Raw genomic sequence first — 22,261 nt, 5'->3', positions numbered from 1 at the left:
GTTTACCGTAGGCCGGATAAGCGCAGCGTCATCAGGCCATTAACGCCGCATAGCGGCATGTTTTTTAATTGTGATTGCGCATTACCCCTTCCTGCACGGTTGAAGCGACCAGCGCGCCATCCTGAGTATAAAACTCGCCGCGAACAAAGCCCCGGGCGCTGGAGGCGGAAGTGCTCTCCACGCTATAAAGTAGCCATTCATTAAAATTGAACGGGCGATGGAACCACATAGAGTGATCGATAGTGGCGATCTGAATGCCCTTTTCCAGAAAACCGATGCCGTGAGGCTGAAGCGCGACGGGAAGGAAATTCAGATCCGAGGCGTATCCCAGTAAATATTGATGGACGCGAATGTCATCCGGAACGGTGCCGTTGGCGCGAATCCATACCTGACGCACAGGCGCGGCGACGTGACCTTTCAACGGATTGTGAAATTCGACGGGACGAATTTCCAGCGGGCGATCGCAGAGAAACTTTTCTTTCAGAATCGGCGGCAGTAAATGCGCCAGCGATTGCGCGATTTCCGTTTCTGACGGTAGTCCTTCCGGCCCGACTGCCGTCGGCATGGTTTTTTGATGTTCGAAACCCGGTTCCGGCGCCTGGAATGAGGCGGTCATATAAAAGATGGGTTTCCCGTTCTGAATAGCGGCAACGCGGCGGGCGCTGAAGCTGTTCCCATCGCGCAGCACTTCTACGTCATAGATAATGGGTTTTTGGCTGTCGCCTGGCCGCAGAAAATAACTGTGGAATGAATGCACCAGTCGCGCTTCCGGCACCGTTTCTTTGGCGGCATAGAGCGCCTGGCCCACCACCTGACCGCCAAATACCTGGCGCAGCCCTAAGTCTTCACTTTGGCCCCGAAAGAGTCCTTCTTCAATTTTTTCCAGATTCAATAATGTCAGCAAATTATTCAGTGTCTGACTCATACATACTCTCCAGGTGACAACGATGCCGAAGCGAGGTAGGGCAGAGTATAACGCAATTTTGCAAGTGGTCCGATGGGTACAAAAGTCTGAATAACAGACCAATTCCAGGCAAAAATGAGTGACATGTGCCACACTTAATCACGTTATGTTTCTGTTAACCACTCTTCCGGCGGGGGGAAAGGCCTGCTGGTGCATTGATGATAAGGAGAATTGAATGAAACTCGTGCACATCGTAAGTGGTTTAGCGGTTGCGATATCTCTGGCGGCCTGCGCTGATAAAAGCGCTGATATCCAGACGCCTGCGCCAAACCCTAACATGTCGATTACAGCTAACCAGTCTACTATTCAGCAACCCAATGTTTCCGGTACCGTCTGGATCCGCCAGAAGGTCGCTCTGCCGCCAGATGCGGTGCTGACCGTGACGCTTTCAGATGCTTCGCTGGCTGATGCGCCGTCTAAGGTGCTGTCGCAAAAAGCGGTACGTACCGAAGGTAAACAGGCGCCTTTCAGTTTTGTGTTGCCGTTTAACCCATCAGATATTCAACCTAACGCGCGTATTCTCCTGAGCGCGGCCATCACCGTTGACAATAAGCTGGTATTTATTACCGATAGCGTGAAACCGGTGATTAACAATGGCGGCACTAAAGCGGATCTGACGCTGGTACCGGTACAGCAAACGGCGGTGCCTGTGCAGGCCAGCGGTGGTGCGACGACGACGGTTCCATCGACTTCGCCGACCCAGGTCAATCCGTCTTCTGCCGTTCCTGCGCCTACCCAGTATTAATCCTGCGCCAACCCTCTCCGTTACGGAGAGGGTTAATACACCCAGCGATAGCGTTGTAAATCGATTTGTCCGCTTCCCGACACCACCACGCCTTCCGCCAGTAATGCCTGACGCTGCCGCTGTAGATCCGGCCCGGTAAGTGATATTGCGCCGTGGCGGTTCACCACCCGATGCCATGGTAAAGTGCTGCCTTCCGGCAGACGTTTTAAAACTCCGCCGACCTGACGCGCTGCCCGAGGGGAACCGGCAAGCCGGGCGACATCGCCGTAGGTCGTGACAAACCCTTCCGGGATCGAAGCGACGATTTGCCAGACGCGTTGAGGAAATGTGTCCTGAATATCCATAATAGAATCCTGCGTTAATGCTTCAGGATAATCTGGAATAAGGGGGGAGGAAAGCCCGGATGCGCAAGAAACCAGCATCCGATGCCTGATGGGTTGCAATTGCACGATATAGCAGTGATAATGCGCCTGCGCGTTGGTTCACAACGCTCTCAATGGGGGCTCTGTTGGTTCTCCCGCAACGCTACTCTGTTTACCAGGTCAGGTCCGGAAGGAAGCAGCCAAGGCAGATGACGCGTGTGCCGGGATGTAGCTGGCAGGGCCCCCACCCATTTGTGCCTCTCCATACTGTTCTTTTCTGCTGTGCGACGTTATAGCCGCTGTTCCGCCCAAAGAATAAATGCCGTAGCGGGTAGGGGCTTACTGTATAACCAGCCCTGACCATAATGTACGCCATGCTGGCGTAGCCACTGTTCTTGCCTGGTCGTTTCGATGCCTTCTGCGACCATCTTAAGTTTGAGCGTTTTCGCCATTTCAATAATATGCGGCGTGACGTTTTTATATTCCAGCGCATCGACAAAAGATTTATCAATTTTAAGGACATCCACATCCAGATTTTGTAAGTAGCTGAGGCTGGAATAGCCGGTGCCAAAGTCATCAATATAAATTGCATGTCCCGCGTTACGGTATCTGGCGACAATTGGCGCGCTGGTTTTCGGATCGGCGAACTCGCGTTCCGTTAACTCAAGCGCGATTTGCGACGGAGAAATTTGGTTACGGTTCAGCAGCGTGCTTAACAGCGTCGGCAACGTTTCCGACGCCAGATCGGATGCCTCAAGATTGATTGAAATATGTTGCCAGCGAGCTAAGGCTTCGGCACCGACAATTTTTCCGCTGCTCAGGGAGACAATAGGCTGATAGTGTACGTTAATTTCGCGATTGTCTATCGCATCCTGGAGACGGTGGCGGGGCGACTGTAGCCGACGCAAAATACGCAGAATAAAGGCCGCGGCCAGCAGACCCGTTACGATGCCCGCCGGTAGCCAGATAAACGCCTGTCGATACCAGCTCCTTTCCAGCGGAGCGGTCGGTGCCCAGCTTACGATAGTAATGCCCATTTCCGGAAAGGGGTGGATAGCACACTGAATGCCTCGGTTTTCCAGCCGCAGGGGCGTCTCATGGTGAATGAGCGGAAGAATAGCGGGGTCAAGGTTACCGCTGCTGGCAACCACAGTATTGCGTTCCCGGCCAATAATAGCGACGTCAATCGGCCATGCGCCAAACGGAATCACATCGATAAAGGACGCCGGGTCGATCATCACGATATAGCTGTCGCTCCCGAGTGCCGCCATATAGCGTTTTATACCCAGATCGTTTTGCGCCGTAAACCAGGCGCGATAACCGTCGCGAGTGATTTTCATGGGCGGAGGGAAAGCGGGAATATGGCTCTCTTTTTCAAGTGAGGAGCAAACGGGAATCGAATTTTTAAGATACAGAACTTCCTGGACATACCGAAAGCTATAAGACACGCGGCGCATGGCGAGTAAATGGGCGCTGCTGCAGGGCTCGCCTTTAAAGGAGGCAATATGCGTTAACGCGGCTTTTGCCTGGTCACTGACCCTTTCTGTACGTAGCGCCACCCGGGACGAGAAGATATCCAGCTCTTCGTTAAACCTTTTTTCAACTTGACGGTGCGCCAGCCACAGGCTCAATCCTATCGGGAAAAGGACAGACAGGATAAGCACTCCCGTTACCAGGCTGACCAGATGTCGTGTTGTCACAGTGATGTCCTTATAAACACAGCGTAGAGAAAGTATATCCGATCGTAAATCGCGCCCTTGAATGATAAAGCTATTTTATCGATTTTACAGATACAGGGGCCAGACTAACGCGTTACGCCACGTTGCTTTTGCCGCCAGGAAGAGATCGTGAATGTTTACCGGTTGAAAAAGGAGCATTGATAGCGTATTTTATTGTTATGTTATAACATAATTGAGAGAGCGCAATGAAACCTGATATTCATCCTGTATACCGCACCGTCGTATTTCACGACACCAGCGCAAATGAATATGTGAAAGTGGGATCAACTATCAAAACTGAACGTGAAATCGAACTGGACGGCGTGACATATCCGTATGTCACTATTGATGTGTCATCAAAATCGCATCCTTTTTATACCGGTAGACAGAAAACGTTTGATAGCGAAAGTAGCGCCGCACGCTTCCAGAAACGTTTTGGTCATTTTATCGGCGCTAAACGGGGGTAAATGAAATGCAGGTGTTAAACTCACTTCGCAATGCAAAACAACGGCATCCGGATTGCCAGATAGTCAAACGCAAAGGACGCTTATACGTGATTTGTAAAACAAATCCGCGTTTTAAGGCGGTTCAGGGGCGTAAAAAAAGACGTTAAAAAACCAACGGTTCAGGGAAAGCAGTGCGTACCAGGGAGGGTGCGCACTTTTTTATTACCGGCTGGCTTCTGCGCGGGCCAGCGTAAAAATATCGTAGAAGGAAAGTTCGCCCTTACGGGCAACCATTTTTTGCAGCTGGACTTTATGTTCATTATCCACCTGTGGAGACTGAAGAATCGTCTCAATGAGCGTGGGGGGAACAAAGCGGGTGTTGTACCATTCGCCGTTGTAACAGACCCGGAGGTCCAGCACATCGATGTCGTTATAGTGATAACGCGGGGCGATGTCGAAAAAGAAGAAGCCATTAAATGCGATAAATAACACCACTAACAGCCACACTGACCCCACCAGCGTTTCTGATTGCAGCATGACCGCCAGCGTCGCAAACCAGGCTGCATACATCGCGATAAATAACCCAGGATGCTTGCGGATAAAACTGATACTAAAACGCGGCCTGTTATCGCGTTTTTCACGGACGTTTAAGTCATCAATAGTTTCGCTAAGCAGGCGCTGTATCTCTGTCATCTTTTGCCTTCATGATTTCTGCGACATAGGGGGTAGTAACAGCCCATTTTAAAGGGAGGTGTAACGTGAAAAAAGTAACAGATTAACCACGAATTAGCATAACAGTTATCATTTGAACTACAATTTTTTAATGATTCGCGCCGGATTTCCGCCTACCACGACGTCTGGCGGTACGTTTTTTGTCACCACAGCGCCTGAAGCGACGACGACGTTATCGCCGATGGTTACGCCAGGATTAACGACGGCTCGTCCGCCTATCCAGACGTTATTTCCGATAGTGACGGGTTTACCTAATTCTCTGCCGCTGTTGCGTTCGACGGCGTCCAGCGGGTGCGTGGCGGTATAGATATGTACCCCTGGCGCGAGCATACAATTATCGCCAATATGAATAGGGCAAACATCAAGCATGACGCAGTCGAAGTTAGCGTAAAAGGAGTGACCAAGAAAAATATTATAGCCGTAGTCGCAACGGAAGGAAGGTTCAATATAGGCGTCTTCGCATCGACCCAACAGGTCGCGTAAAATCGCCTGACGCTTATTTATTTCATCAGGCGTAGTATAATTGTATTGATGGATGAGTTGACGCGCCCGCAGTCGATCCTGGCATAAAGTTTCATCGGTCGGGCAATACAGTGCCCCAGCGATCATTTTTTGTTTTTCGTCACTCATCGCGCGCTCCCCTTGGTGGATATTATCGCAATAGAAGCAATAATAAAGTATTAGAGGGAACGTTCCCTGCTATTGCTATGTGATCTATATCACTGTTCTATAATAGCCCGTTGTGTTATTAGCCAGAACGAGGAGGCAGATAACACCTGCGTGTTCTCTAAAAAGTAATGTAGCGTGATTAACGAATGAATTTCCATACTGAAGAGGGGATCTTGTCGTAGAGTTTGTTCATCGTCAATTCTGCAAGACGGTGATCCGCAGCTGAGTAAAATACAGCCAGCTCATTGTCGGACAATTCATATTTATTTTTCTCAATGACGCGCTCCAGAGTGTCAATTGTCTGACAGCGCCGTAAACGCATCAAATAATCAGTTTTAGTTAATGGTTTATCAGACATAAATTCTACCTATGATTGTAATAATTTTTAACAAGACAAACTAACAGGATTGGCCCTGGTGGCGTTGACGAAACAACGGAACAGGCGGTTGCCCGATTTACGCCATTTTTGCAAATCCTGCGTATTAATACCATAGCTGCTGAACAACATAAAGGTGTCGTCCAGGTATTCATCTATCTGCGCAATCAATTTATTGTCTTCATTGTACTTAATTTTATAATTAAGCGCGAAAGTTGCAATATGCTCTATCAGCTCATTGAGCTGCAGGTTGACTGCTGAGGTCGGGTCATTAACCCAGCCATGGTTGCTTTCTTCAAGGTTTGCAAGACAGTCATGATACAGGGTTTCGCAAAGAAATTTAAGCTGTGCTATATCATGTCTTTTGGGTGAGTATTCGTCCATAATGCATCCCCTTTTTAGTGGCTTAAACTAACCGAACACCTTCGGGATGGATACAACTAACTAACCTGGTACTTCCCACGTCACCTTATGATTTAACTATAATCTACTCTAAAAAACTTTTCATCGTCATATTACGAAAAATTACAATTGCGTGAAAGCCGCGTGTTGCCATACTTTTTCGAATTTTAACAGTGATCGTCGGTCGCCTAAAAAGGAACCAGTTTTATTGTTTGTGTAATCATTGGGTTAACGTTTTTTAGCTTTTCAGGCTAAAACAATAGACTCTGACAGGAGAAAATAGCCAGGAATATTCTTAATATTTCTTAATTAATGGCTGAATTAAGAAATGGCCAACTTTCCTAAGAAAAGCCTTTAACGCAGTAAGGATTATACCTTTTATTAATATGGCAAAAAATAATCAATCTAACAATAAGCGTATTTTATGATTTTTGCGTAAAAAAGGCCGCTTGCGCGGCCTTATCAACAGTGAGCAAATCAGCGATGTTCTGTCGAATGACTATGCTCAATATCTTCGCTTTTACGGCTAAAGCGGCGGCGTACCACCACGAAGAAGACCGGTACGAAGAAAATAGCCAGTACGGTTGCCGTTACCATCCCGCCCAGTACGCCAGTACCTACCGCATTCTGCGCGCCGGAACCCGCGCCGGAACTGATAACCAGCGGCATAACCCCCAGCATGAACGCTAACGAGGTCATCAGAATCGGGCGCAAACGCATCCGAACGGCCTCCAGCGTCGCTTCTACCAGACCTTTCCCTTCTTTATCCATTAAGTCTTTGGCGAATTCGACGATAAGTATCGCGTTCTTCGCCGACAACCCAATGGTTGTGAGCAGGCCCACCTGGAAGTAAACGTCGTTAGTCAGTCCGCGGAAGGTCGCAGCCAGCAGCGCGCCGATAACCCCAAGCGGAACAACCAGCATTACGGAGAACGGGATAGACCAGCTCTCATACAATGCCGCCAGACACAGGAAGACGACGATCAGCGAGATAGCATACAGGGCAGGGGCCTGGTTGCCGGACAACCGCTCCTGGTAGGACATCCCGGTCCAGTCATATCCAATGCCTGACGGCAGCTTGCTGGCCAGTTCCTCCATCATCGCCATCGCTTCACCAGTACTCTTGCCTGGCGCCGCCTGACCCAGAATTTCCATCGAAGGCAGACCGTTATAGCGTTCCAGACGCGGCGAACCATATTCCCAGCGGGAAGAGGAGAATGCGGAGAACGGCACCATCTGACCATCGCTACCACGAACGTACCAGTCGTTAATATCATCCGGCAACATGCGGTATTTCGCTTCGGACATCACGTAAACTTTCTTCACACGACCGCGATCGATAAAGTCGTTTACATAGCTGCCGCCCCATGCTGCGCCCAGCGTGGTATTAATGTCGCTAATAGACACGCCCAGCGCCTGAGCTTTTTCCTGGTCGATATCGATTTTAAACTGCGGCGTATCTTCCAGACCGTTAGGTCGAACGCCGACCAGCAGATCAGGATATTTCGCCACCTCGCCGAACAACTGATTACGTGCCTGGGTGAGTTTTTCATGACCAAGTCCCGCCTGGTCAATCAACTCGAAGTCAAACCCGGTTGCGGTGCCCAGTTCAACAATCGCCGGTAGGTTAAAGGCGAAGACCATCGCATCTTTAATTTGTGAAAACGCTGCGGTTGCCCGCTGGGTAATCGCTTCAACCTTGTTTTTTTCGCCTGGACGATCGGCCCAGTCTTTCAACGACACGAATGCAATACCGGTATTCTGACCGCGCCCTGCAAAACCGAAGCCGTTGACGGCGAATACCGATTCAACGTTGGCTTTCTCTTTGTTCAGATAGTAATCCGTGACCTCATCCAGCACTTTTTGCGTGCGCTCTTGCGTCGCGCCGGCGGGGAGCTGGACCATTGTCAGGAATACGCCCTGGTCTTCATCCGGCAAGAAAGAGCTTGGCAGACGAACGAACAGATAAGCCATACCGACGACGATAATGAGATAGAGCAGCAGATAACGCCCGGTGCTGCGCAGAATATTGCCTACGCTATCGGTGTAGTGATGCGTGCTCTTATCAAACAGGCGGTTAAACCAGCCGAAAAAGCCTTTTTTCCCTTCGCCATGATCGCCTTTGGCGACGGGTTTGAGCATCGTCGCGCACAGCGCAGGCGTCAGGATCAGCGCGACCAGCACCGACAGCGCCATCGCCGATACGATGGTGATAGAGAACTGACGATAAATTGCCCCGGTTGAGCCGCCAAAGAAGGCCATCGGAATAAATACCGCCGACAGTACCATCGCGATACCCACCAATGCGCCCTGAATCTGGCCCATGGATTTGCGCGTCGCTTCCTTCGGCGGAAGGCCTTCTTCCGTCATAACACGTTCGACGTTCTCGACCACCACGATGGCGTCATCCACCAGCAAGCCGATGGCGAGCACCATCCCGAACATCGTCAGCGTGTTTATCGAGAAACCGAATGCCGCAAGCACGGCAAAGGTTCCCAACAACACCACCGGAACCGCAATAGTCGGAATCAACGTCGCGCGGAAGTTCTGCAGGAACAGGTACATCACCAGGAACACGAGGATAATCGCTTCGACCAGCGTTTTTACCACTTCATGAATAGAGATCTTCACGAACGGCGTGGTGTCATACGGGTAGACGATTTTCATCCCTGGCGGGAAGAACGGTTCCATTTTTTTCAGTTCGGCGCGAATAGCGGTAGCGGTATCCAGCGCGTTGGCGCCGGTAGCCAGTTTGATGCCAAGACCTGACGCTGGCTGACCGTTAAATTTCGCGATGACGTCGTAGTTCTCGCCGCCAAGCTCAATTTTCGCTACATCCCGCAGACGAACCTGAGAGCCATCCTGATTCACCTTCAGCAGGATTTTGCCAAACTCATCCGTTGAGGTCAGACGCGTTTGGGCAATAATCGATGCGTTAAGCTGCTGGCCTTTTACCGGCGGCGTACCACCGAGCTGACCTGCCGCGACTTGGGCGTTCTGCGCTTTGATCGCGTTAATCACGTCGACCGGCGTCAGTTGGTATTTGGTCAGCTCTGTCGGATTCATCCAGATACGCATCGCATACTGCGAACCAAACAGCTGGACGTCGCCCACCCCAGAGGTACGGCTGATCGGATCTTTCATATTGGCGGCAACGTAATCCGAAATATCCTCCTGGGTCATGGTGCCGTCGGTGTTAATGACGCCCACTACCATCAGGAAGCTACTTGAGGACTTCTCAACGCTCACGCCCTGTTGCTGTACTTCCTGGGGAAGTAACGGCATTGCCAGTTGCAACTTGTTCTGAACCTGAACCTGCGCGATGTCCGCATCGGTGCCGGATTCAAAGGTCAGCGTGATCTGCACGGTCCCCGTGGAGTCACTGTTGGAGGACATATACATCAGGTTATCGATACCGTTCATATTCTGTTCGATAACCTGCGTGACGGTATCCTGTACCGTTTTCGCATCAGCGCCAGGGTAGGTTGCGGAGATCGTCACTGCTGGTGGCGCAATCGTCGGATATTGCGCTACCGGCAATTTGAGGATCGCGAGCCCCCCTGCCAACATGATGATGATGGCGATCACCCACGCAAATATAGGGCGATCGATAAAGAAATTAGGCATGTCTTAACGGCTCCTGTTTAAGTTAAGACCTGGGCTGAGCAGGTTGATCACCGCTTGCGGCTTGCTGTTTGTTATCCGCGGTAATTTCCTGCACTTTAACCTGTGCGCCAGGACGTACTTTTTGCAGCCCGCTGACGACTACGCGGTCGCCCGCTTTCAACCCGTCAGTCACCAGCCACTTATCGCCGATCGCCTGGCTTGCGACGATTTGGCGGGTTTCCACTTTGTTATCAGCGCCAACCACCAGCACCGTGGCATCGCCGCGTGGAGTACGGGTAACGCCCTGTTGTGGAACCAGTAATGCCGTCGGTTTTGTCCCTTCCTGCAGACGTGCGCGAACGAACATTCCTGGCAATAAGGTGTGATCCGGGTTAGGGAAGATGGCGCGCAAAGTAATAGACCCGGTGGTTTGGTCAACGGTCACGTCGGAGAACTCAAGCGTACCGGACTGCGGGAATTTGATACCGTCGCTGGTCACCAGGTCGACCTTCGCTTTGCCGTTTTCCTGTTTCAGCGAACCATTTGCCAGCTCCTGCTTCAGGCGCAGGAAGTCATTGCTGGACTGGGTCACATCGACATAAATAGGGTCTAGCTGCTGCACTGTCGCCAGCGCCGACGCCTGACCGTTCTGTACCAGCGCGCCTTCCGTTACGGATGACTTACCAATACGACCGCTAATCGGTGAGGTGACTTTGGTATACGCCAGGTTGATACGTGCGGTTTCAACGGCGGCTTTTGCTGCGACAACGGCGGCAGTCGCTTGTTGCGCGTCAGCCAGCGCCTGATCGTATTCCTGCTTACTGATGTACTGCGTACCCAGCAGCTTTTGATAACGCTTCACCGTCAGTTCAGCGATATTCGCGGCGGCCTGCGCTTTTGCCAAATCGCCCTTAGCGCTGTCGTAAGTCGCCTGGTAGGTCGCAGGATCAATCTGATAGAGAGAGACTCCCGCTTCGATATCACTTCCCTCAACGAAATTACGCTTCAGGATAATGCCGCTTACCTGTGGGCGAACTTCGGCGATACGGTAAGCAATGGTACGACCCGGAAGTTCAGTTGTGATTTGCAGTGGTTCCGTTTTTAGTGTGACAACTCCAACTTCTGGCATCTGCTGGCCGCCTTGCTGGTCCTGTTTGTCGTCACATCCTGTTAGCGCTAAGCTGCCTGAGAGCATCAGAACGACCGCCAGAGGCGTTAACCCTCTGTTTTTGTTCATATGTAAACCTCGAGTGTCCGATTTCAAATTGGTCAATGGTCAAAGGTCCTTAAACCCATTGCTGCGTTTATATTATCGTCGTGCTATGGTACATACATCCATAAATGTATGTAAATCTAACGCCTGTAAATTCACCGACATATGGCACGAAAAACCAAACAACAAGCGCTGGAGACACGACAACACATCCTGGATGTGGCCCTGCGTTTGTTCTCGCAGCAAGGCGTATCGGCAACCTCGCTGGCGGAGATTGCGAACGCTGCTGGCGTGACGCGCGGCGCAATCTATTGGCATTTCAAAAATAAGTCGGATTTATTCAGTGAGATCTGGGAGCTATCAGAATCCAATATTGGTGAGCTTGAGATTGAGTATCAGGCAAAATTCCCCGACGATCCACTATCTGTATTAAGAGAAATTTTAGTTCATATTCTTGAAGCTACTGTAACAGAAGAACGACGCCGCTTATTGATGGAGATTATATTCCATAAATGTGAGTTTGTCGGAGAAATGGTTGTGGTTCAACAGGCGCAACGTAGCCTTTGTCTGGAAAGTTACGATCGGATTGAACAAACGTTAAAACATTGTATTAATGCTAAAATGCTGCCTGAAAATCTGCTGACTCGTCGTGCGGCGATACTGATGCGCAGCTTTATTTCAGGGCTCATGGAAAACTGGTTATTTGCTCCGCAATCGTTTGATTTAAAAAAAGAAGCTCGCGCCGGTGATGCTGCCAACTTACTGATTTAGTGTATGATGGTGTTTTTGAGGTGCTCCAGTGGCTTCTGTTTCTATCAGCTGTCCCTCCTGTTCAGCTACTGACGGGGTGGTGCGTAACGGCAAAAGCACCGCCGGACATCAGCGCTATCTCTGCTCTCACTGCCGTAAAACATGGCAACTGCAGTTCACTTACACCGCTTCTCAACCCGGTACGCACCAGAAAATCATTGATATGGCCATGAATGGCGTTGGATGCCGGGCAACCGCCCGCATTATGGGCGTTGGCCTCAACACGATTTTCCGCCATTTAAAAAACTCAGGCCGCAGTCGGTAACCTCGCGCATACAGCCGGGCAGTGACGTCATCGTCTGCGCGGAAATGGACGAACAGTGGGGATACGTCGGGGCTAAATCGCGCCAGCGCTGGCTGTTTTACGCGTATGACAGGCTCCGGAAGACGGTTGTTGCGCACGTATTCGGTGAACGCACTATGGCGACGCTGGGGCGTCTTATGAGCCTGCTGTCACCCTTTGACGTGGTGATATGGATGACGGATGGCTGGCCGCTGTATGAATCCCGCCTGAAGGGAAAGCTGCACGTAATCAGCAAGCGATATACGCAGCGAATTGAGCGGCATAACCTGAATCTGAGGCAGCACCTGGCACGGCTGGGACGGAAGTCGCTGTCGTTCTCAAAATCGGTGGAGCTGCATGACAAAGTCATCGGGCATTATCTGAACATAAAACACTATCAATAAGTTGGAGTCATTACCGCTCGCGCCTACGTCACGATCCTGCTGGAGATGTATCAATTGTGTCCGACGCTGCGCGCGTCGACGTTCAACGGCTCCCCCTGATAATATTCCAGGAAAACTCCTGGACATTTTCTGTGTCGCTATTCTGTTTGTTACAGGCGTGATATTCTTGCGACTCAATTATTTCCGGTCTGCTTGCCGGTTCAGACACTTCATTCTCATGACTATGTTGCAGCTTTATAAACGTTCACAGCATTTTGTTTTTATTACAATTAGCGTCCTTATTATCTTGCTGTCCTGTCAGTCTCTGGCATTTGCCCGGGGGCAAACGAATGGCGACCTGCCGTCAAAAGCGGATGTGCAAAACCAGCTGGATACGCTGAATAAGCAAAAAGATCTCTCCGCCCAGGATAAGTTCGTCCAGCAGGACCTTATTGATACGTTAGCTACGCTGGAGAAAATCGAGCGGGTGAAAGAGGAAACCGTACAGCTACGGCAGAAGGTGGCGCAGGCGCCTGAAAAAATGCGTCAGGCGACGGCTGCGTTGAATGCGCTGAGCGATGTCGATAATGATGATGAAATGCGAAAAACGCTGAGTGCGCTTTCGCTACGTCAGCTTGAGCTGCGCGTGGCGCAGGTACTGGATGATTTGCAAAATTCGCAAAACGATCTTGCCGCTTATAACAGCCAGCTTGTTTCGCTACAGACCCAGCCTGAGCGCGTGCAAAACGCCATGTATACCGCCTCACAGCAAATACAGCAAATCCGTAACCGTCTGGACGGCAATAACGTTGGCGAAGCCGCGCTTCGCCCCAGCCAACAGGTGTTATTACAGGCACAGCAGGCGCTGCTTAATGCGCAGATCGACCAGCAACGTAAGAGTCTTGAAGGAAATACCGTTTTGCAGGACACCCTGCAAAAACAGCGGGATTACGTGACGGCCAACAGTAATCGCCTTGAACATCAGCTTCAACTTTTACAGGAGGCGGTCAACAGTAAACGACTTACGCTAACGGAAAAAACGGCCCAGGAGGCCATTTCGCCGGACGAAACGGCGCGTATCCAGGCAAACCCGCTGGTAAAACAGGAACTGGATATTAACCATCAACTCAGCCAGCGTCTGATTGTCGCGACCGAAAACGGCAATATGTTGATGCAGCAAAACATTAAAGTAAAAAACTGGCTCGATCGCGCGCTGCAGTCGGAAAGAAATATCAAAGAACAGATTGCCGTCTTAAAAGGCAGCCTGTTGTTGTCGCGTATTCTTTATCAACAGCAGCAAACCCTGCCCTCCGCCGACGAACTCGAAGATATGACCAACCGCATTGCGGATTTGCGTCTGGAGCAGTTTGAAATCAACCAGCAGCGTGATGCCTTATTCCAAAGCGATGCCTTTGTCGACAAGCTGGAGGAGGGGCATACCAGCGAGGTGAATGATGAAGTTCATGATGCGTTGCTTCAGGTGGTGGAGATGCGCCGTGAGCTATTGGATCAGCTAAATAAACAGTTGGGTAACCAGCTGATGATGGCGATTAACCTGCAAGTTAACCAGCAGCAGTTGATGAGCGTCTCGAAAAATCTGAAAGCCATTCTGACGCAGCAGATTTTTTGGGTGAACAGTAACCGCCCTATGGACTGGGACTGGCTTAAAGCGTTCCCCCAAACGTTAAAAGAGCAATTCAGCGCCATGAAAATCACGGTGAACTGGCAAAAAGCCTGGCCCGCGGTATTTATTGCTTTTTTGGCCGGGTTGCCGCTCTTGCTCATCGCCGGTTTAATCCGCTGGCGTCTGAAATGGTTAAAAGCGTATCAACAGAAGCTGGCCGCCGCCGTGGGATCGCTGCGTAACGATAGTCAGCTCAATACGCCAAAAGCTATTCTGATCGATCTGATCCGCGCGCTGCCGGTGTGCCTGATTATCCTCGCGCTTGGACTGATCCTGCTGACCATGCAGCTAAATATCAGCGATCTGCTCTGGGCCTTTAGTAAAAAGCTCGCGATGTTCTGGCTGGTCTTTGGGCTGTGCTGGAAGGTGCTGGAAAAAGAGGGCGTGGCAATACGCCATTTCGGTATGCCAGCGCAGTTGACCAGCCACTGGCGTCGCCAGATTGTACGCATTAGCCTCGCATTGCTGCCGCTGCACTTTTGGTCTGTGGTGGCGGAGTTGTCGCCGCTGAATCTGATGGATGACGTGCTGGGGCAGGCGGTTATTTTCCTCAATCTGCTGGTCATAACATTGCTGGTGTGGCCACTGTGCCGGGAAAGCTGGCGCGATAAAGAATCTCACGGCATTCGACTGGTGACCGTGACGATTCTTTCCATTATTCCGGTGGCGTTAATGGTATTAACGGCGACCGGCTATTTCTATACCACGCTGCGCCTGGCGGGACGCTGGATTGAAACCGTCTATCTGGTCATTATCTGGAACCTGCTTTATCAAACGGTGCTGCGCGGGTTAAGCGTAGCGGCGCGCCGGATTGCCTGGCGACGCGCGCTGGCTCGTCGTCAGAACCTGGTAAAAGAGGGAGCGGAAGGCGCGGAGCCACAGGAAGAACCCGCCATTGCGTTGGAGCAGATTAACCAGCAAACATTACGTATCACGATGCTGCTAATGCTTGCCCTGTTTGGCGTTATGTTCTGGGCGATTTGGTCCGATTTGATCACCGTATTCAGCTATCTTGATAGCATCACGCTGTGGCACTACAACGGCTCCGAAGCTGGCGCTGCGGTGGTGAAAAGCGTGACGATGGGCAGCTTGCTATTCGCCATTATTGCCGCGATGGTGGCCTGGGCACTCATCCGCAACTTACCCGGCCTGTTGGAAGTGCTGGTGCTTTCACGTCTGAATATGCGCCAGGGGGCTTCGTATGCGATCACCACGATCCTTAACTACGTCATTATCGCTGTTGGCGCGATGACAGTATTCGGATCGCTCGGCGTCTCGTGGGATAAACTCCAGTGGCTGGCGGCGGCGTTGTCGGTGGGTCTCGGTTTTGGGCTACAGGAGATCTTCGGTAACTTTGTCTCGGGTTTAATCATCCTCTTCGAACGTCCGGTACGCATTGGCGATACGGTAACGATCGGCACCTACTCCGGCACGGTCAGTAAGATTCGTATTCGCGCCACCACTATTACCGATTTTGATCGTAAAGAAGTGATCATTCCGAACAAAGCGTTCGTGACGGAGCGGCTGATTAACTGGTCCCTCTCCGATACCACGACACGTCTGGTGATCCGGCTTGGTGTGGCCTATGGCTCGGATCTGGAGAAAGTGAAAAGAGTCCTGCTACAGGCGGCGATGGAGCATCCGAAGGTGATGCACGATCCGGAACCTGCCGTATTCTTCACCACCTTTGGCGCCAGCACTCTGGATCATGAACTGCGTCTGTATGTGCGTGAATTGCGCGATCGTAGCCATACGGTGGATGAACTGAACCGCGCGATCGATCGACTGTGCCGTGAAAATGATATCAATATCGCCTTTAACCAGCTTGAGGTGCATCTGCATAACGCGAAGGGCGACGAAGTCACTGAAGTGAAGCGCGATCTCAACGGCGGCGATCTGGCGCCTACGACAAGCTAAAAGGCGGTGGGCCGCGCGCTTTATGAGTGCGCGCGGCGCCGCTAATGCGAAAGCGTAGAAAGCTCTTCCGGCGTAATGCCGGTGACGCTGGCGATGAGCCCGGGTTCCAGCCCGTTGGCAAGCATTTTGCGGGCAATAGCGCGCGCTTCGGCCTCACGGCCTTGTGCTAACCCTTGCTCAAGGCCTTTTTGCAACCCTTCCGTTCGGCCTTTTTCTTCCAGCCATTCCGCTATTGTCATCAGTTGTTCCTTATACTGCGGCGCGCCCTGCGCCAGTTGACGAATTAGCGCCCCGGGTTCTGCGGCGTTTCCTGCTTTCAACATATAGTTGATTAGTACACTGAGCTGCGTGTCCGTCAAATGATCCTGCGTTAAAAGCGTGATAAGGGGGTCGAGCAGTTCGCTTAAATCGCGTTGACGAATATGTTTTTGCAGGAGCTCTAACATCGCTATCCGCCGATGCTGCAAAAGCTGATTATCCGGCATTATCGTCAGGTCGACCAGCGCAAAATCGCGGCTGTATAAGGCCTTCGCCATATCCGGTTTCACAAACATATTATGCCAGTTAAGGCTATAGGGCCACGGGCTTTCCGGACCGTGATAAAAGAGGATTGGTACCACCAGCGGCAAGGTATCATGGCCGGCATCCAGATGACGCTGCATGGCGGCAATGGCGTAACGCATCAGGCGAAAAGCCATCAGCCGGTCTGATTTGCTCTGATGTTCAATGAGCGCGTAAACATACCCGGGGCCGTGTTGGGTATGCAGAGAGTAGAGAATATCTGAATAGCGGCTGCGTAAATTGTCTTCAACAAAACTCCCTGACTCCAGCTTCAGTGAATCCAGATCGCAGATTGCAAGAAAGGCTTCTGGCAAGTGGATAGCCAGAAAGTCGCGGGCGACCTCTTTTTGCATCAGCATTTGTCGAAATATCGCATCGTGCGGCGTGGTGGGTAGACGTTCCATGACCCATCCCTTGTTGCCTGACTGTATCGACCACTTTGTCAGCGACAACGAGGACAAACCAGAGGGCAATTACTCTGTTTGCGAGTCGTCTTCCGTACTTTTTAACTTGTTTTCATAATCACGCATAACTATTTCCAGCGCGCGTAGCACCGTTCGTGCCGGTAAGCGATTCTCTTCAAGCAGCATAATTAAATCCACGGCCAGTTTGATTTCATCAGGGGCATTTTCAAGCGACATACTTTCTCCAGGGTTAGCGGGTTAAACGCGCCAGTACGTTTTCTATTTTCTCCAGCGCATGTCGACAGCGCGCCAGCCGTCCTTCATAGATCTCGACTTCCTTTTGCAGCGTTTGTTGTTCGACAAGGCCGGTCGCCTGCGCCAGACGAATTTTGCGCTCCTGTGTCATCGCCAGTAGTCGACGTTCAAACTCCTGATGCTGTATTCGTCTGCGCTGCCAACGGCCAAGCCCTGGCGCGGCGGTGTCCCACTGGCGCAGCGACCAGGCGGCGGTTTCACGCGATATAGCCTCCAGTTGCGAAGCCAGATGTTCCGCCAGCCAGGCGACTTGCGGCAGTTGCTCATGTTTTACCGCCTGACGCAACGCGGCGAGATTGGCGTCAGCCTCTTCCAGATATCCCTGCAACAGAGTACTGCGGGTACGGAAAAGGTGTCGGTCAAAGCGCGCGCTTAACGTCGCATGTTGCGCCAGCGGCGCGCAGCGTTGGCGTAGCGTCGCCAGCCTCTCTTCCAGCGTCTGTAACAGCATAGCGGTTTTCAATTCAACACCCCGATGAAAATAAGACAGGCTGTGCTACAGTAGCCTTCTGTTTGATAACGATTCGCATTATGCAACGTACTATTTTAATCATCATTGGCTGGCTGGCGGTAGTATTAGGGACATTGGGCGTGGTTTTGCCCCTGTTGCCGACAACGCCGTTCATTTTACTGGCGGCCTGGTGTTTCGCCCGCTCGTCGCCGCGTTTCCATGCCTGGTTGTTATACCGCTCATGGTTTGGCGGTTATCTGCGCCACTGGCAGCATTATCGGGCCATGCCGCCGGGAGCGAAACCGCGAGCGATCGCGTTGATATTGCTGACCTTTGGTATTTCGCTGTGGCTGGTGAATATGATGTGGGTGCGGGTGCTGCTGTTGGTTATTTTGGCCTGCCTGCTGATTTTTATGTGGCGGATACCGGTGATTGATGAAAAGCAACAAAAGCGCTGAAGCACACGAATCGCTGTTGCAATTGTCGTTCACAGCCAGTAAATTCGACCGTTTTCGAGCACAGGCGCAGGCGGTCAAAGAGTAACCGAGCGTTACCCCTGACTGAAAAGTATTGCGCCGTGAGTAACACCGTACTTAGCAGGCATATATCCATGACCGCGACTGCACAGCAGCTTGAGTTTCTCAAAAACAGCATCAAAAGCATTCAGGATTACCCGAAACCGGGCATTCTTTTCCGTGATGTCACCAGCTTACTGGAAGACCCGAAAGCCTACGCGCTCAGTATTGAACTGTTGGTTGAGCGTTATAAAAATGCGGGTATCACCAAAGTGGTCGGCACCGAAGCGCGTGGCTTCCTGTTTGGCGCGCCGGTTGCGCTTGGGCTGGGCGTTGGTTTTGTTCCGGTACGTAAACCGCGCAAATTACCGCGTGAAACTATTGCCGAGACCTATGAATTAGAGTACGGCACCGATCAGCTGGAAATCCATGTCGACGCGATTAAACCTGGCGACAACGTGCTGGTCGTGGACGATCTGCTGGCGACTGGCGGCACCATTGAGGCGACCGTGAAGCTGATCCGTCGTCTGGGCGGGAAAGTCACCGATGCGGCGTTCATCATCAATTTGTTCGATCTGGGCGGCGAGCAGCGTCTGGAAAAGCAAGGAATTACCTGTTATAGCCTGGTGCCGTTTCCGGGGCATTGATTCAGGCTATTCGCACTGCTATTTTAGCCAGAGAGACAACCTCGCTGTATCGGCGAGGTTGTGTTAGCATTACCCTTCTATGAATCCACCTTCCAGCGTTTCAGAGCCTGCCAATGAGTTATCAGGTCTTAGCCAGAAAATGGCGCCCACAAACCTTTGCTGACGTCGTCGGCCAGGAACATGTGCTGACCGCACTGGCGAACGGCTTGTCGTTAGGGCGCATTCATCACGCATATCTTTTTTCCGGCACGCGCGGCGTCGGTAAAACCTCTATCGCCCGACTGCTGGCGAAGGGGCTGAACTGCGAAACCGGTATTACCGCGACGCCGTGCGGCGTTTGCGATAACTGTCGGGAAATTGAGCAAGGGCGTTTTGTCGATCTCATTGAGATTGACGCCGCATCGCGTACCAAAGTCGAAGACACCCGCGACCTGCTGGATAACGTCCAGTACGCGCCTGCGCGCGGTCGCTTTAAAGTCTATCTGATCGATGAAGTCCACATGCTGTCGCGCCACAGCTTTAATGCGCTACTTAAAACGCTTGAAGAGCCGCCAGCGCATGTGAAATTTTTACTGGCGACCACCGATCCGCAGAAGCTGCCGGTGACCATTTTGTCGCGCTGCCTACAGTTTCATCTCAAAGCGCTGGATGTTGAACAGATTCGCCATCAGCTTGAGCATATTCTCAATGAGGAACATATCGCTCACGAACCCCGCGCGTTGCAGTTGTTATCACGTGCGGCTGACGGCAGCCTGCGCGATGCATTAAGTCTGACTGACCAGGCGATCGCCAGCGGCGACGGGCAGGTTTCGACGCAGGCGGTAAGCGCCATGCTCGGTACGCTGGACGACGACCAGGCTTTGTCATTAGTCGAGGCGGTGGTTGACGCTAACGGCGAACGCGTCATGTCGCTTATCAACGAGGCGGCGGCGCGCGGTATTGAATGGGAAGCGCTGCTGGTCGAAATGCTTAGCCTGCTGCACCGTATTGCGATGGTGCAACTTTCGCCTGCCGCGTTAGGCAGCGATATGGCGGCTATCGAGCAACGGATGCGCGAACTTGCCCGGACGGTGCCTCCCGGCGATCTTCAGCTCTATTATCAGACGTTGTTGATTGGTCGCAAAGAATTGCCCTGGGCGCCGGACCGGCGGATGGGCGTTGAAATGACGTTACTGCGTGCACTGGCGTTTCACCCTCGTATGCCCTTGCCGGAGCCTGAAACGCCGCGGCAGTCTTTTGCGCCCGTGGCCCCAACGGCGGTAATGACGCCGCCGCAGGTGCAGCAGCCGTCGGCGCCCGCGCCGCAGACATCGCCAGCGCCGCTGCCGGCGTCTACCAGTCAGGTGCTGGCGGCGCGCAATCAGCTACAGCGCGCGCAGGGAGTAACCAAAACAAAAAAGAGTGAACCGGCAGCCGCATCCCGCGCGCGGCCGGTGAATCACTCTGCGCTGGAGCGGCTGGCCTCGGTTTCGGAGCGCGTACAGGCGCGCCCGGCGCCGTCCGCGCTGGAAACGGCGCCAGTAAAGAAAGAGGCTTATCGCTGGAAGGCCACCACGCCGGTAGTACAAACCAAAGAAGTGGTAGCTACGCCAAAAGCGCTTAAGAAAGCTCTGGAGCATGAAAAAACGCCGGAGCTGGCGGCTAAACTGGCGGCGGAAGCGATTGAGCGCGATCCGTGGGCGGCGCAGGTAAGCCAGCTTTCTTTGCCTAAGCTGGTGGAGCAGGTGGCGCTCAATGCCTGGAAGGAGCAGAACGGCAACGCGGTTTGTCTGCATCTGCGCTCGACGCAGCGGCACCTCAATTCCAGCGGCGCGCAGCAAAAGCTGGCGCAAGCGCTCAGCGATCTGACGGGAACGACGGTTGAACTGACCATCGTTGAAGATGATAATCCCGCGGTGCGTACGCCGCTGGAATGGCGTCAGGCCATTTATGAAGAGAAACTCGCGCAAGCGCGTGAGTCAATTATTGCGGATAATAACATTCAGACGCTGCGTCGATTCTTCGACGCCGAGCTGGATGAAGAGAGTATCCGCCCCATTTGATCGTAAGCCTGGCTTGCGATTGTGAACCATCAAGAGAGAGAGCTTATGTTTGGAAAAGGCGGTCTGGGCAATCTGATGAAGCAGGCCCAGCAGATGCAGGAAAAAATGCAGAAAATGCAGGAAGAGATTGCGCAGCTGGAAGTGACCGGCGAATCCGGCGCGGGTCTGGTGAAGGTTACCATCAACGGCGCGCATAACTGCCGCCGCGTGGAAATTGACCCAAGCCTGCTGGAAGATGACAAAGAGATGCTGGAAGATCTGGTCGCTGCGGCCTTCAACGATGCGGCGCGCCGCATTGAAGAGACGCAAAAAGAGAAGATGGCTTCCGTCTCTTCCGGTATGCAACTGCCGCCAGGCTTTAAGATGCCATTCTGATGCAAACCAGTCCGCTGTTAACTCAGCTTATGGAAGCGTTGCGCTGCCTCCCGGGCGTCGGCCCTAAGTCGGCGCAGCGGATGGCGTTTACCCTGTTGCAGCGCGATCGTAGCGGCGGAATGCGCCTGGCGCAGGCGCTGACCCGGGCGATGTCGGAAATCGGCCACTGCGCCGACTGCCGCACCTTTACCGAGCAGGATGTTTGTAATATCTGTTCGAACCCGCGGCGTCAGGAAAACGGCCAGATTTGCGTGGTGGAGAGTCCTGCGGATATCTACGCCATTGAGCAGACCGGGCAATTTCCCGGCCGCTACTTCGTGCTGATGGGCCACCTGTCGCCGCTGGACGGCATCGGGCCGGATGATATCGGTCTCGATCGTCTGGAACAGCGGCTGGCGTCAGAAAAAATCAGTGAGCTGATCCTTGCAACCAACCCGACGGTTGAAGGGGAGGCTACCGCGAACTATATTGCCGAGCTGTGCGCGGAGGCCGGCGTCGAAGCCAGTCGTATCGCCCACGGCGTGCCGGTTGGCGGCGAACTGGAGATGGTCGACGGTACGACGCTGTCCCACTCGCTGGCGGGACGCCATAAGATTATTTTCTGAACAAACGGAGGCGGCATTCGCGGCCTCCGCTTGAAA

Annotated in this window: 22 protein-coding genes, 1 other RNA gene, 2 pseudogenes and 1 other annotated feature; of the genes and pseudogenes, 13 read left to right on the top strand and 12 right to left on the bottom strand. The window is 52.4% G+C overall.

Going from position 1 to position 22,261, the window contains the following annotated elements; all coding sequences use genetic code 11:
* Window positions 1-64: 64 nt before the first annotated feature.
* Window positions 65-925, bottom strand: coding sequence for an acyl-CoA thioesterase II (gene tesB / locus ACLJRU_RS03180; RefSeq protein ID WP_000084176.1), 861 nt, complete (start codon window positions 923-925; stop codon window positions 65-67).
* 214 nt (window positions 926-1,139) lie between these two features.
* Here tesB and ACLJRU_RS03175 point away from each other — a divergent pair, with 214 nt between their 5' ends.
* Window positions 1,140-1,709 carry a YbaY family lipoprotein gene (locus ACLJRU_RS03175; protein ID WP_000779802.1) on the top strand — a complete coding sequence of 190 codons (570 nt, stop codon included), beginning with the start codon at window positions 1,140-1,142 and terminating at the stop codon, window positions 1,707-1,709.
* 32 nt (window positions 1,710-1,741) lie between these two features.
* Here the strand turns inward: ACLJRU_RS03175 and ACLJRU_RS03170 are convergent, their stop codons facing one another.
* Window positions 1,742-2,131 carry an MGMT family protein gene (locus ACLJRU_RS03170; RefSeq protein ID WP_000961285.1) on the bottom strand — a complete coding sequence of 130 codons (390 nt, stop codon included), beginning with the start codon at window positions 2,129-2,131 and terminating at the stop codon, window positions 1,742-1,744.
* Between the two features lie 84 nt (window positions 2,132-2,215).
* Here ACLJRU_RS03170 and ffs point away from each other — a divergent pair.
* Window positions 2,216-2,312, top strand: an RNA gene (gene ffs / locus ACLJRU_RS03165) — signal recognition particle sRNA small type.
* Window positions 2,313-2,361: 49 nt separating this feature from the next.
* Here ffs and ACLJRU_RS03160 read toward each other — a convergent pair.
* Window positions 2,362-3,771: an EAL domain-containing protein gene (locus tag ACLJRU_RS03160; RefSeq protein WP_038393950.1), complete on the bottom strand. Its 1,410-nt coding sequence runs from the start codon at window positions 3,769-3,771 to the stop codon at window positions 2,362-2,364.
* Between the two features lie 224 nt (window positions 3,772-3,995).
* Between ACLJRU_RS03160 and ACLJRU_RS03155 the strand changes: the two genes are divergently transcribed.
* Window positions 3,996-4,256: a type B 50S ribosomal protein L31 gene (locus tag ACLJRU_RS03155; protein ID WP_000801415.1), complete on the top strand. Its 261-nt coding sequence runs from the start codon at window positions 3,996-3,998 to the stop codon at window positions 4,254-4,256.
* 5 nt (window positions 4,257-4,261) lie between these two features.
* On the top strand, window positions 4,262-4,402 hold the full coding sequence (gene ykgO, locus ACLJRU_RS03150) for a type B 50S ribosomal protein L36 (RefSeq protein WP_001197749.1): 141 nt from the start codon (window positions 4,262-4,264) through the stop codon (window positions 4,400-4,402).
* A gap of 55 nt (window positions 4,403-4,457) precedes the next feature.
* Here the strand turns inward: ykgO and ACLJRU_RS03145 are convergent, their stop codons facing one another.
* From ACLJRU_RS03145 to acrA, 6 genes are all read right to left on the bottom strand, one after another.
* Complete coding sequence (locus ACLJRU_RS03145; protein WP_000136183.1) at window positions 4,458-4,928, bottom strand: YlaC family protein; 471 nt, start codon at window positions 4,926-4,928, stop codon at window positions 4,458-4,460.
* A gap of 117 nt (window positions 4,929-5,045) precedes the next feature.
* On the bottom strand, window positions 5,046-5,597 hold the full coding sequence (gene maa, locus ACLJRU_RS03140; RefSeq protein ID WP_001278793.1) for a maltose O-acetyltransferase: 552 nt from the start codon (window positions 5,595-5,597) through the stop codon (window positions 5,046-5,048).
* Between the two features lie 178 nt (window positions 5,598-5,775).
* Window positions 5,776-5,994 (bottom strand): HHA domain-containing protein, encoded by a 219-nt coding sequence (locus ACLJRU_RS03135; protein ID WP_001280991.1) that lies wholly within the window; start codon window positions 5,992-5,994, stop codon window positions 5,776-5,778.
* Between the two features lie 27 nt (window positions 5,995-6,021).
* The gene (gene tomB / locus ACLJRU_RS03130) at window positions 6,022-6,396 is read right to left on the bottom strand and encodes an Hha toxicity modulator TomB (protein WP_000344807.1); all 375 of its coding nucleotides are present in this window, start codon (window positions 6,394-6,396) and stop codon (window positions 6,022-6,024) included.
* Between the two features lie 495 nt (window positions 6,397-6,891).
* The gene (gene acrB / locus ACLJRU_RS03125) at window positions 6,892-10,041 is read right to left on the bottom strand and encodes an efflux RND transporter permease AcrB (protein ID WP_001132508.1); all 3,150 of its coding nucleotides are present in this window, start codon (window positions 10,039-10,041) and stop codon (window positions 6,892-6,894) included.
* Window positions 10,042-10,063: 22 nt separating this feature from the next.
* Window positions 10,064-11,257 (bottom strand): multidrug efflux RND transporter periplasmic adaptor subunit AcrA, encoded by a 1,194-nt coding sequence (gene acrA, locus ACLJRU_RS03120; protein ID WP_023235518.1) that lies wholly within the window; start codon window positions 11,255-11,257, stop codon window positions 10,064-10,066.
* A 141-nt stretch (window positions 11,258-11,398) separates the two neighbouring features.
* Between acrA and acrR the strand changes: the two are divergent.
* The 4 genes and pseudogenes from acrR to mscK form a co-directional block, all read left to right on the top strand.
* Window positions 11,399-11,977, top strand: a pseudogene (acrR, locus tag ACLJRU_RS03115) (multidrug efflux transporter transcriptional repressor AcrR); the annotation flags it as partial.
* A 55-nt stretch (window positions 11,978-12,032) separates the two neighbouring features.
* A protein-coding gene (locus ACLJRU_RS03110) for an IS1-like element IS1B family transposase (protein ID WP_095033700.1) occupies window positions 12,033-12,730 on the top strand; the annotation gives its coding sequence in 2 pieces (ribosomal slippage) (window positions 12,033-12,282 and window positions 12,282-12,730; 699 coding nt in all).
* A gap of 15 nt (window positions 12,731-12,745) precedes the next feature.
* Window positions 12,746-12,829 (top strand): annotated as a pseudogene (locus ACLJRU_RS03105) (DNA-binding transcriptional repressor AcrR); the annotation flags it as partial.
* 118 nt (window positions 12,830-12,947) lie between these two features.
* Window positions 12,948-16,310, top strand: coding sequence for a mechanosensitive channel MscK (gene mscK, locus ACLJRU_RS03100; RefSeq protein ID WP_001539334.1), 3,363 nt, complete (start codon window positions 12,948-12,950; stop codon window positions 16,308-16,310).
* Between the two features lie 41 nt (window positions 16,311-16,351).
* On the opposite strand, the gene ACLJRU_RS03095 is transcribed toward mscK, so the two are convergent.
* The 3 genes from ACLJRU_RS03095 to priC all read right to left on the bottom strand — a co-directional run bounded on the left by ACLJRU_RS03095 (window position 16,352) and on the right by priC (window position 18,053).
* Complete coding sequence (locus tag ACLJRU_RS03095; protein WP_023235519.1) at window positions 16,352-17,275, bottom strand: Rpn family recombination-promoting nuclease/putative transposase; 924 nt, start codon at window positions 17,273-17,275, stop codon at window positions 16,352-16,354.
* A 69-nt stretch (window positions 17,276-17,344) separates the two neighbouring features.
* Window positions 17,345-17,512, bottom strand: a complete 168-nt coding sequence (gene rsmS, locus ACLJRU_RS03090; protein ID WP_000051158.1) for a pleiotropic regulatory protein RsmS — start codon at window positions 17,510-17,512, stop codon at window positions 17,345-17,347.
* 13 nt (window positions 17,513-17,525) lie between these two features.
* Entirely contained in the window at window positions 17,526-18,053 is a 528-nt protein-coding gene (priC, locus tag ACLJRU_RS03085) for a primosomal replication protein N'' (RefSeq protein WP_001519637.1), read from the bottom strand.
* Between the two features lie 68 nt (window positions 18,054-18,121).
* Between priC and ACLJRU_RS03080 the strand changes: the two genes are divergently transcribed.
* The 5 genes from ACLJRU_RS03080 (at window position 18,122) to recR (ending at window position 22,225) form a co-directional block, all read left to right on the top strand.
* Window positions 18,122-18,499, top strand: a complete 378-nt coding sequence (locus tag ACLJRU_RS03080) for a DUF454 family protein (protein ID WP_001189856.1) — start codon at window positions 18,122-18,124, stop codon at window positions 18,497-18,499.
* A gap of 152 nt (window positions 18,500-18,651) precedes the next feature.
* The gene (gene apt / locus ACLJRU_RS03075) at window positions 18,652-19,203 is read left to right on the top strand and encodes an adenine phosphoribosyltransferase (protein WP_000127350.1); all 552 of its coding nucleotides are present in this window, start codon (window positions 18,652-18,654) and stop codon (window positions 19,201-19,203) included.
* Window positions 19,204-19,316: 113 nt separating this feature from the next.
* The gene (gene dnaX / locus ACLJRU_RS03070; protein ID WP_001539336.1) at window positions 19,317-21,245 is read left to right on the top strand and encodes a DNA polymerase III subunit gamma/tau; all 1,929 of its coding nucleotides are present in this window, start codon (window positions 19,317-19,319) and stop codon (window positions 21,243-21,245) included.
* Window positions 20,578-20,642, top strand: a sequence feature (DnaX frameshifting element). It overlaps the preceding gene by 65 nt.
* A gap of 45 nt (window positions 21,246-21,290) precedes the next feature.
* Window positions 21,291-21,620 carry a YbaB/EbfC family nucleoid-associated protein gene (locus tag ACLJRU_RS03065; protein ID WP_000467098.1) on the top strand — a complete coding sequence of 110 codons (330 nt, stop codon included), beginning with the start codon at window positions 21,291-21,293 and terminating at the stop codon, window positions 21,618-21,620.
* Window positions 21,620-22,225, top strand: coding sequence for a recombination mediator RecR (recR, locus tag ACLJRU_RS03060; RefSeq protein ID WP_001539337.1), 606 nt, complete (start codon window positions 21,620-21,622; stop codon window positions 22,223-22,225). The genes ACLJRU_RS03065 and recR overlap by 1 nt, the downstream gene beginning before the upstream one ends.
* The last annotated feature ends 36 nt before the right edge of the window (window positions 22,226-22,261 follow it).

It is taken from the genome of Salmonella sp. SAL00653 (assembly GCF_046552515.1).
GTDB classification, from domain to species: Bacteria; Pseudomonadota; Gammaproteobacteria; order Enterobacterales; family Enterobacteriaceae; genus Salmonella; species Salmonella enterica.
This window is presented reverse-complemented; position numbering and strand designations above follow the sequence as displayed.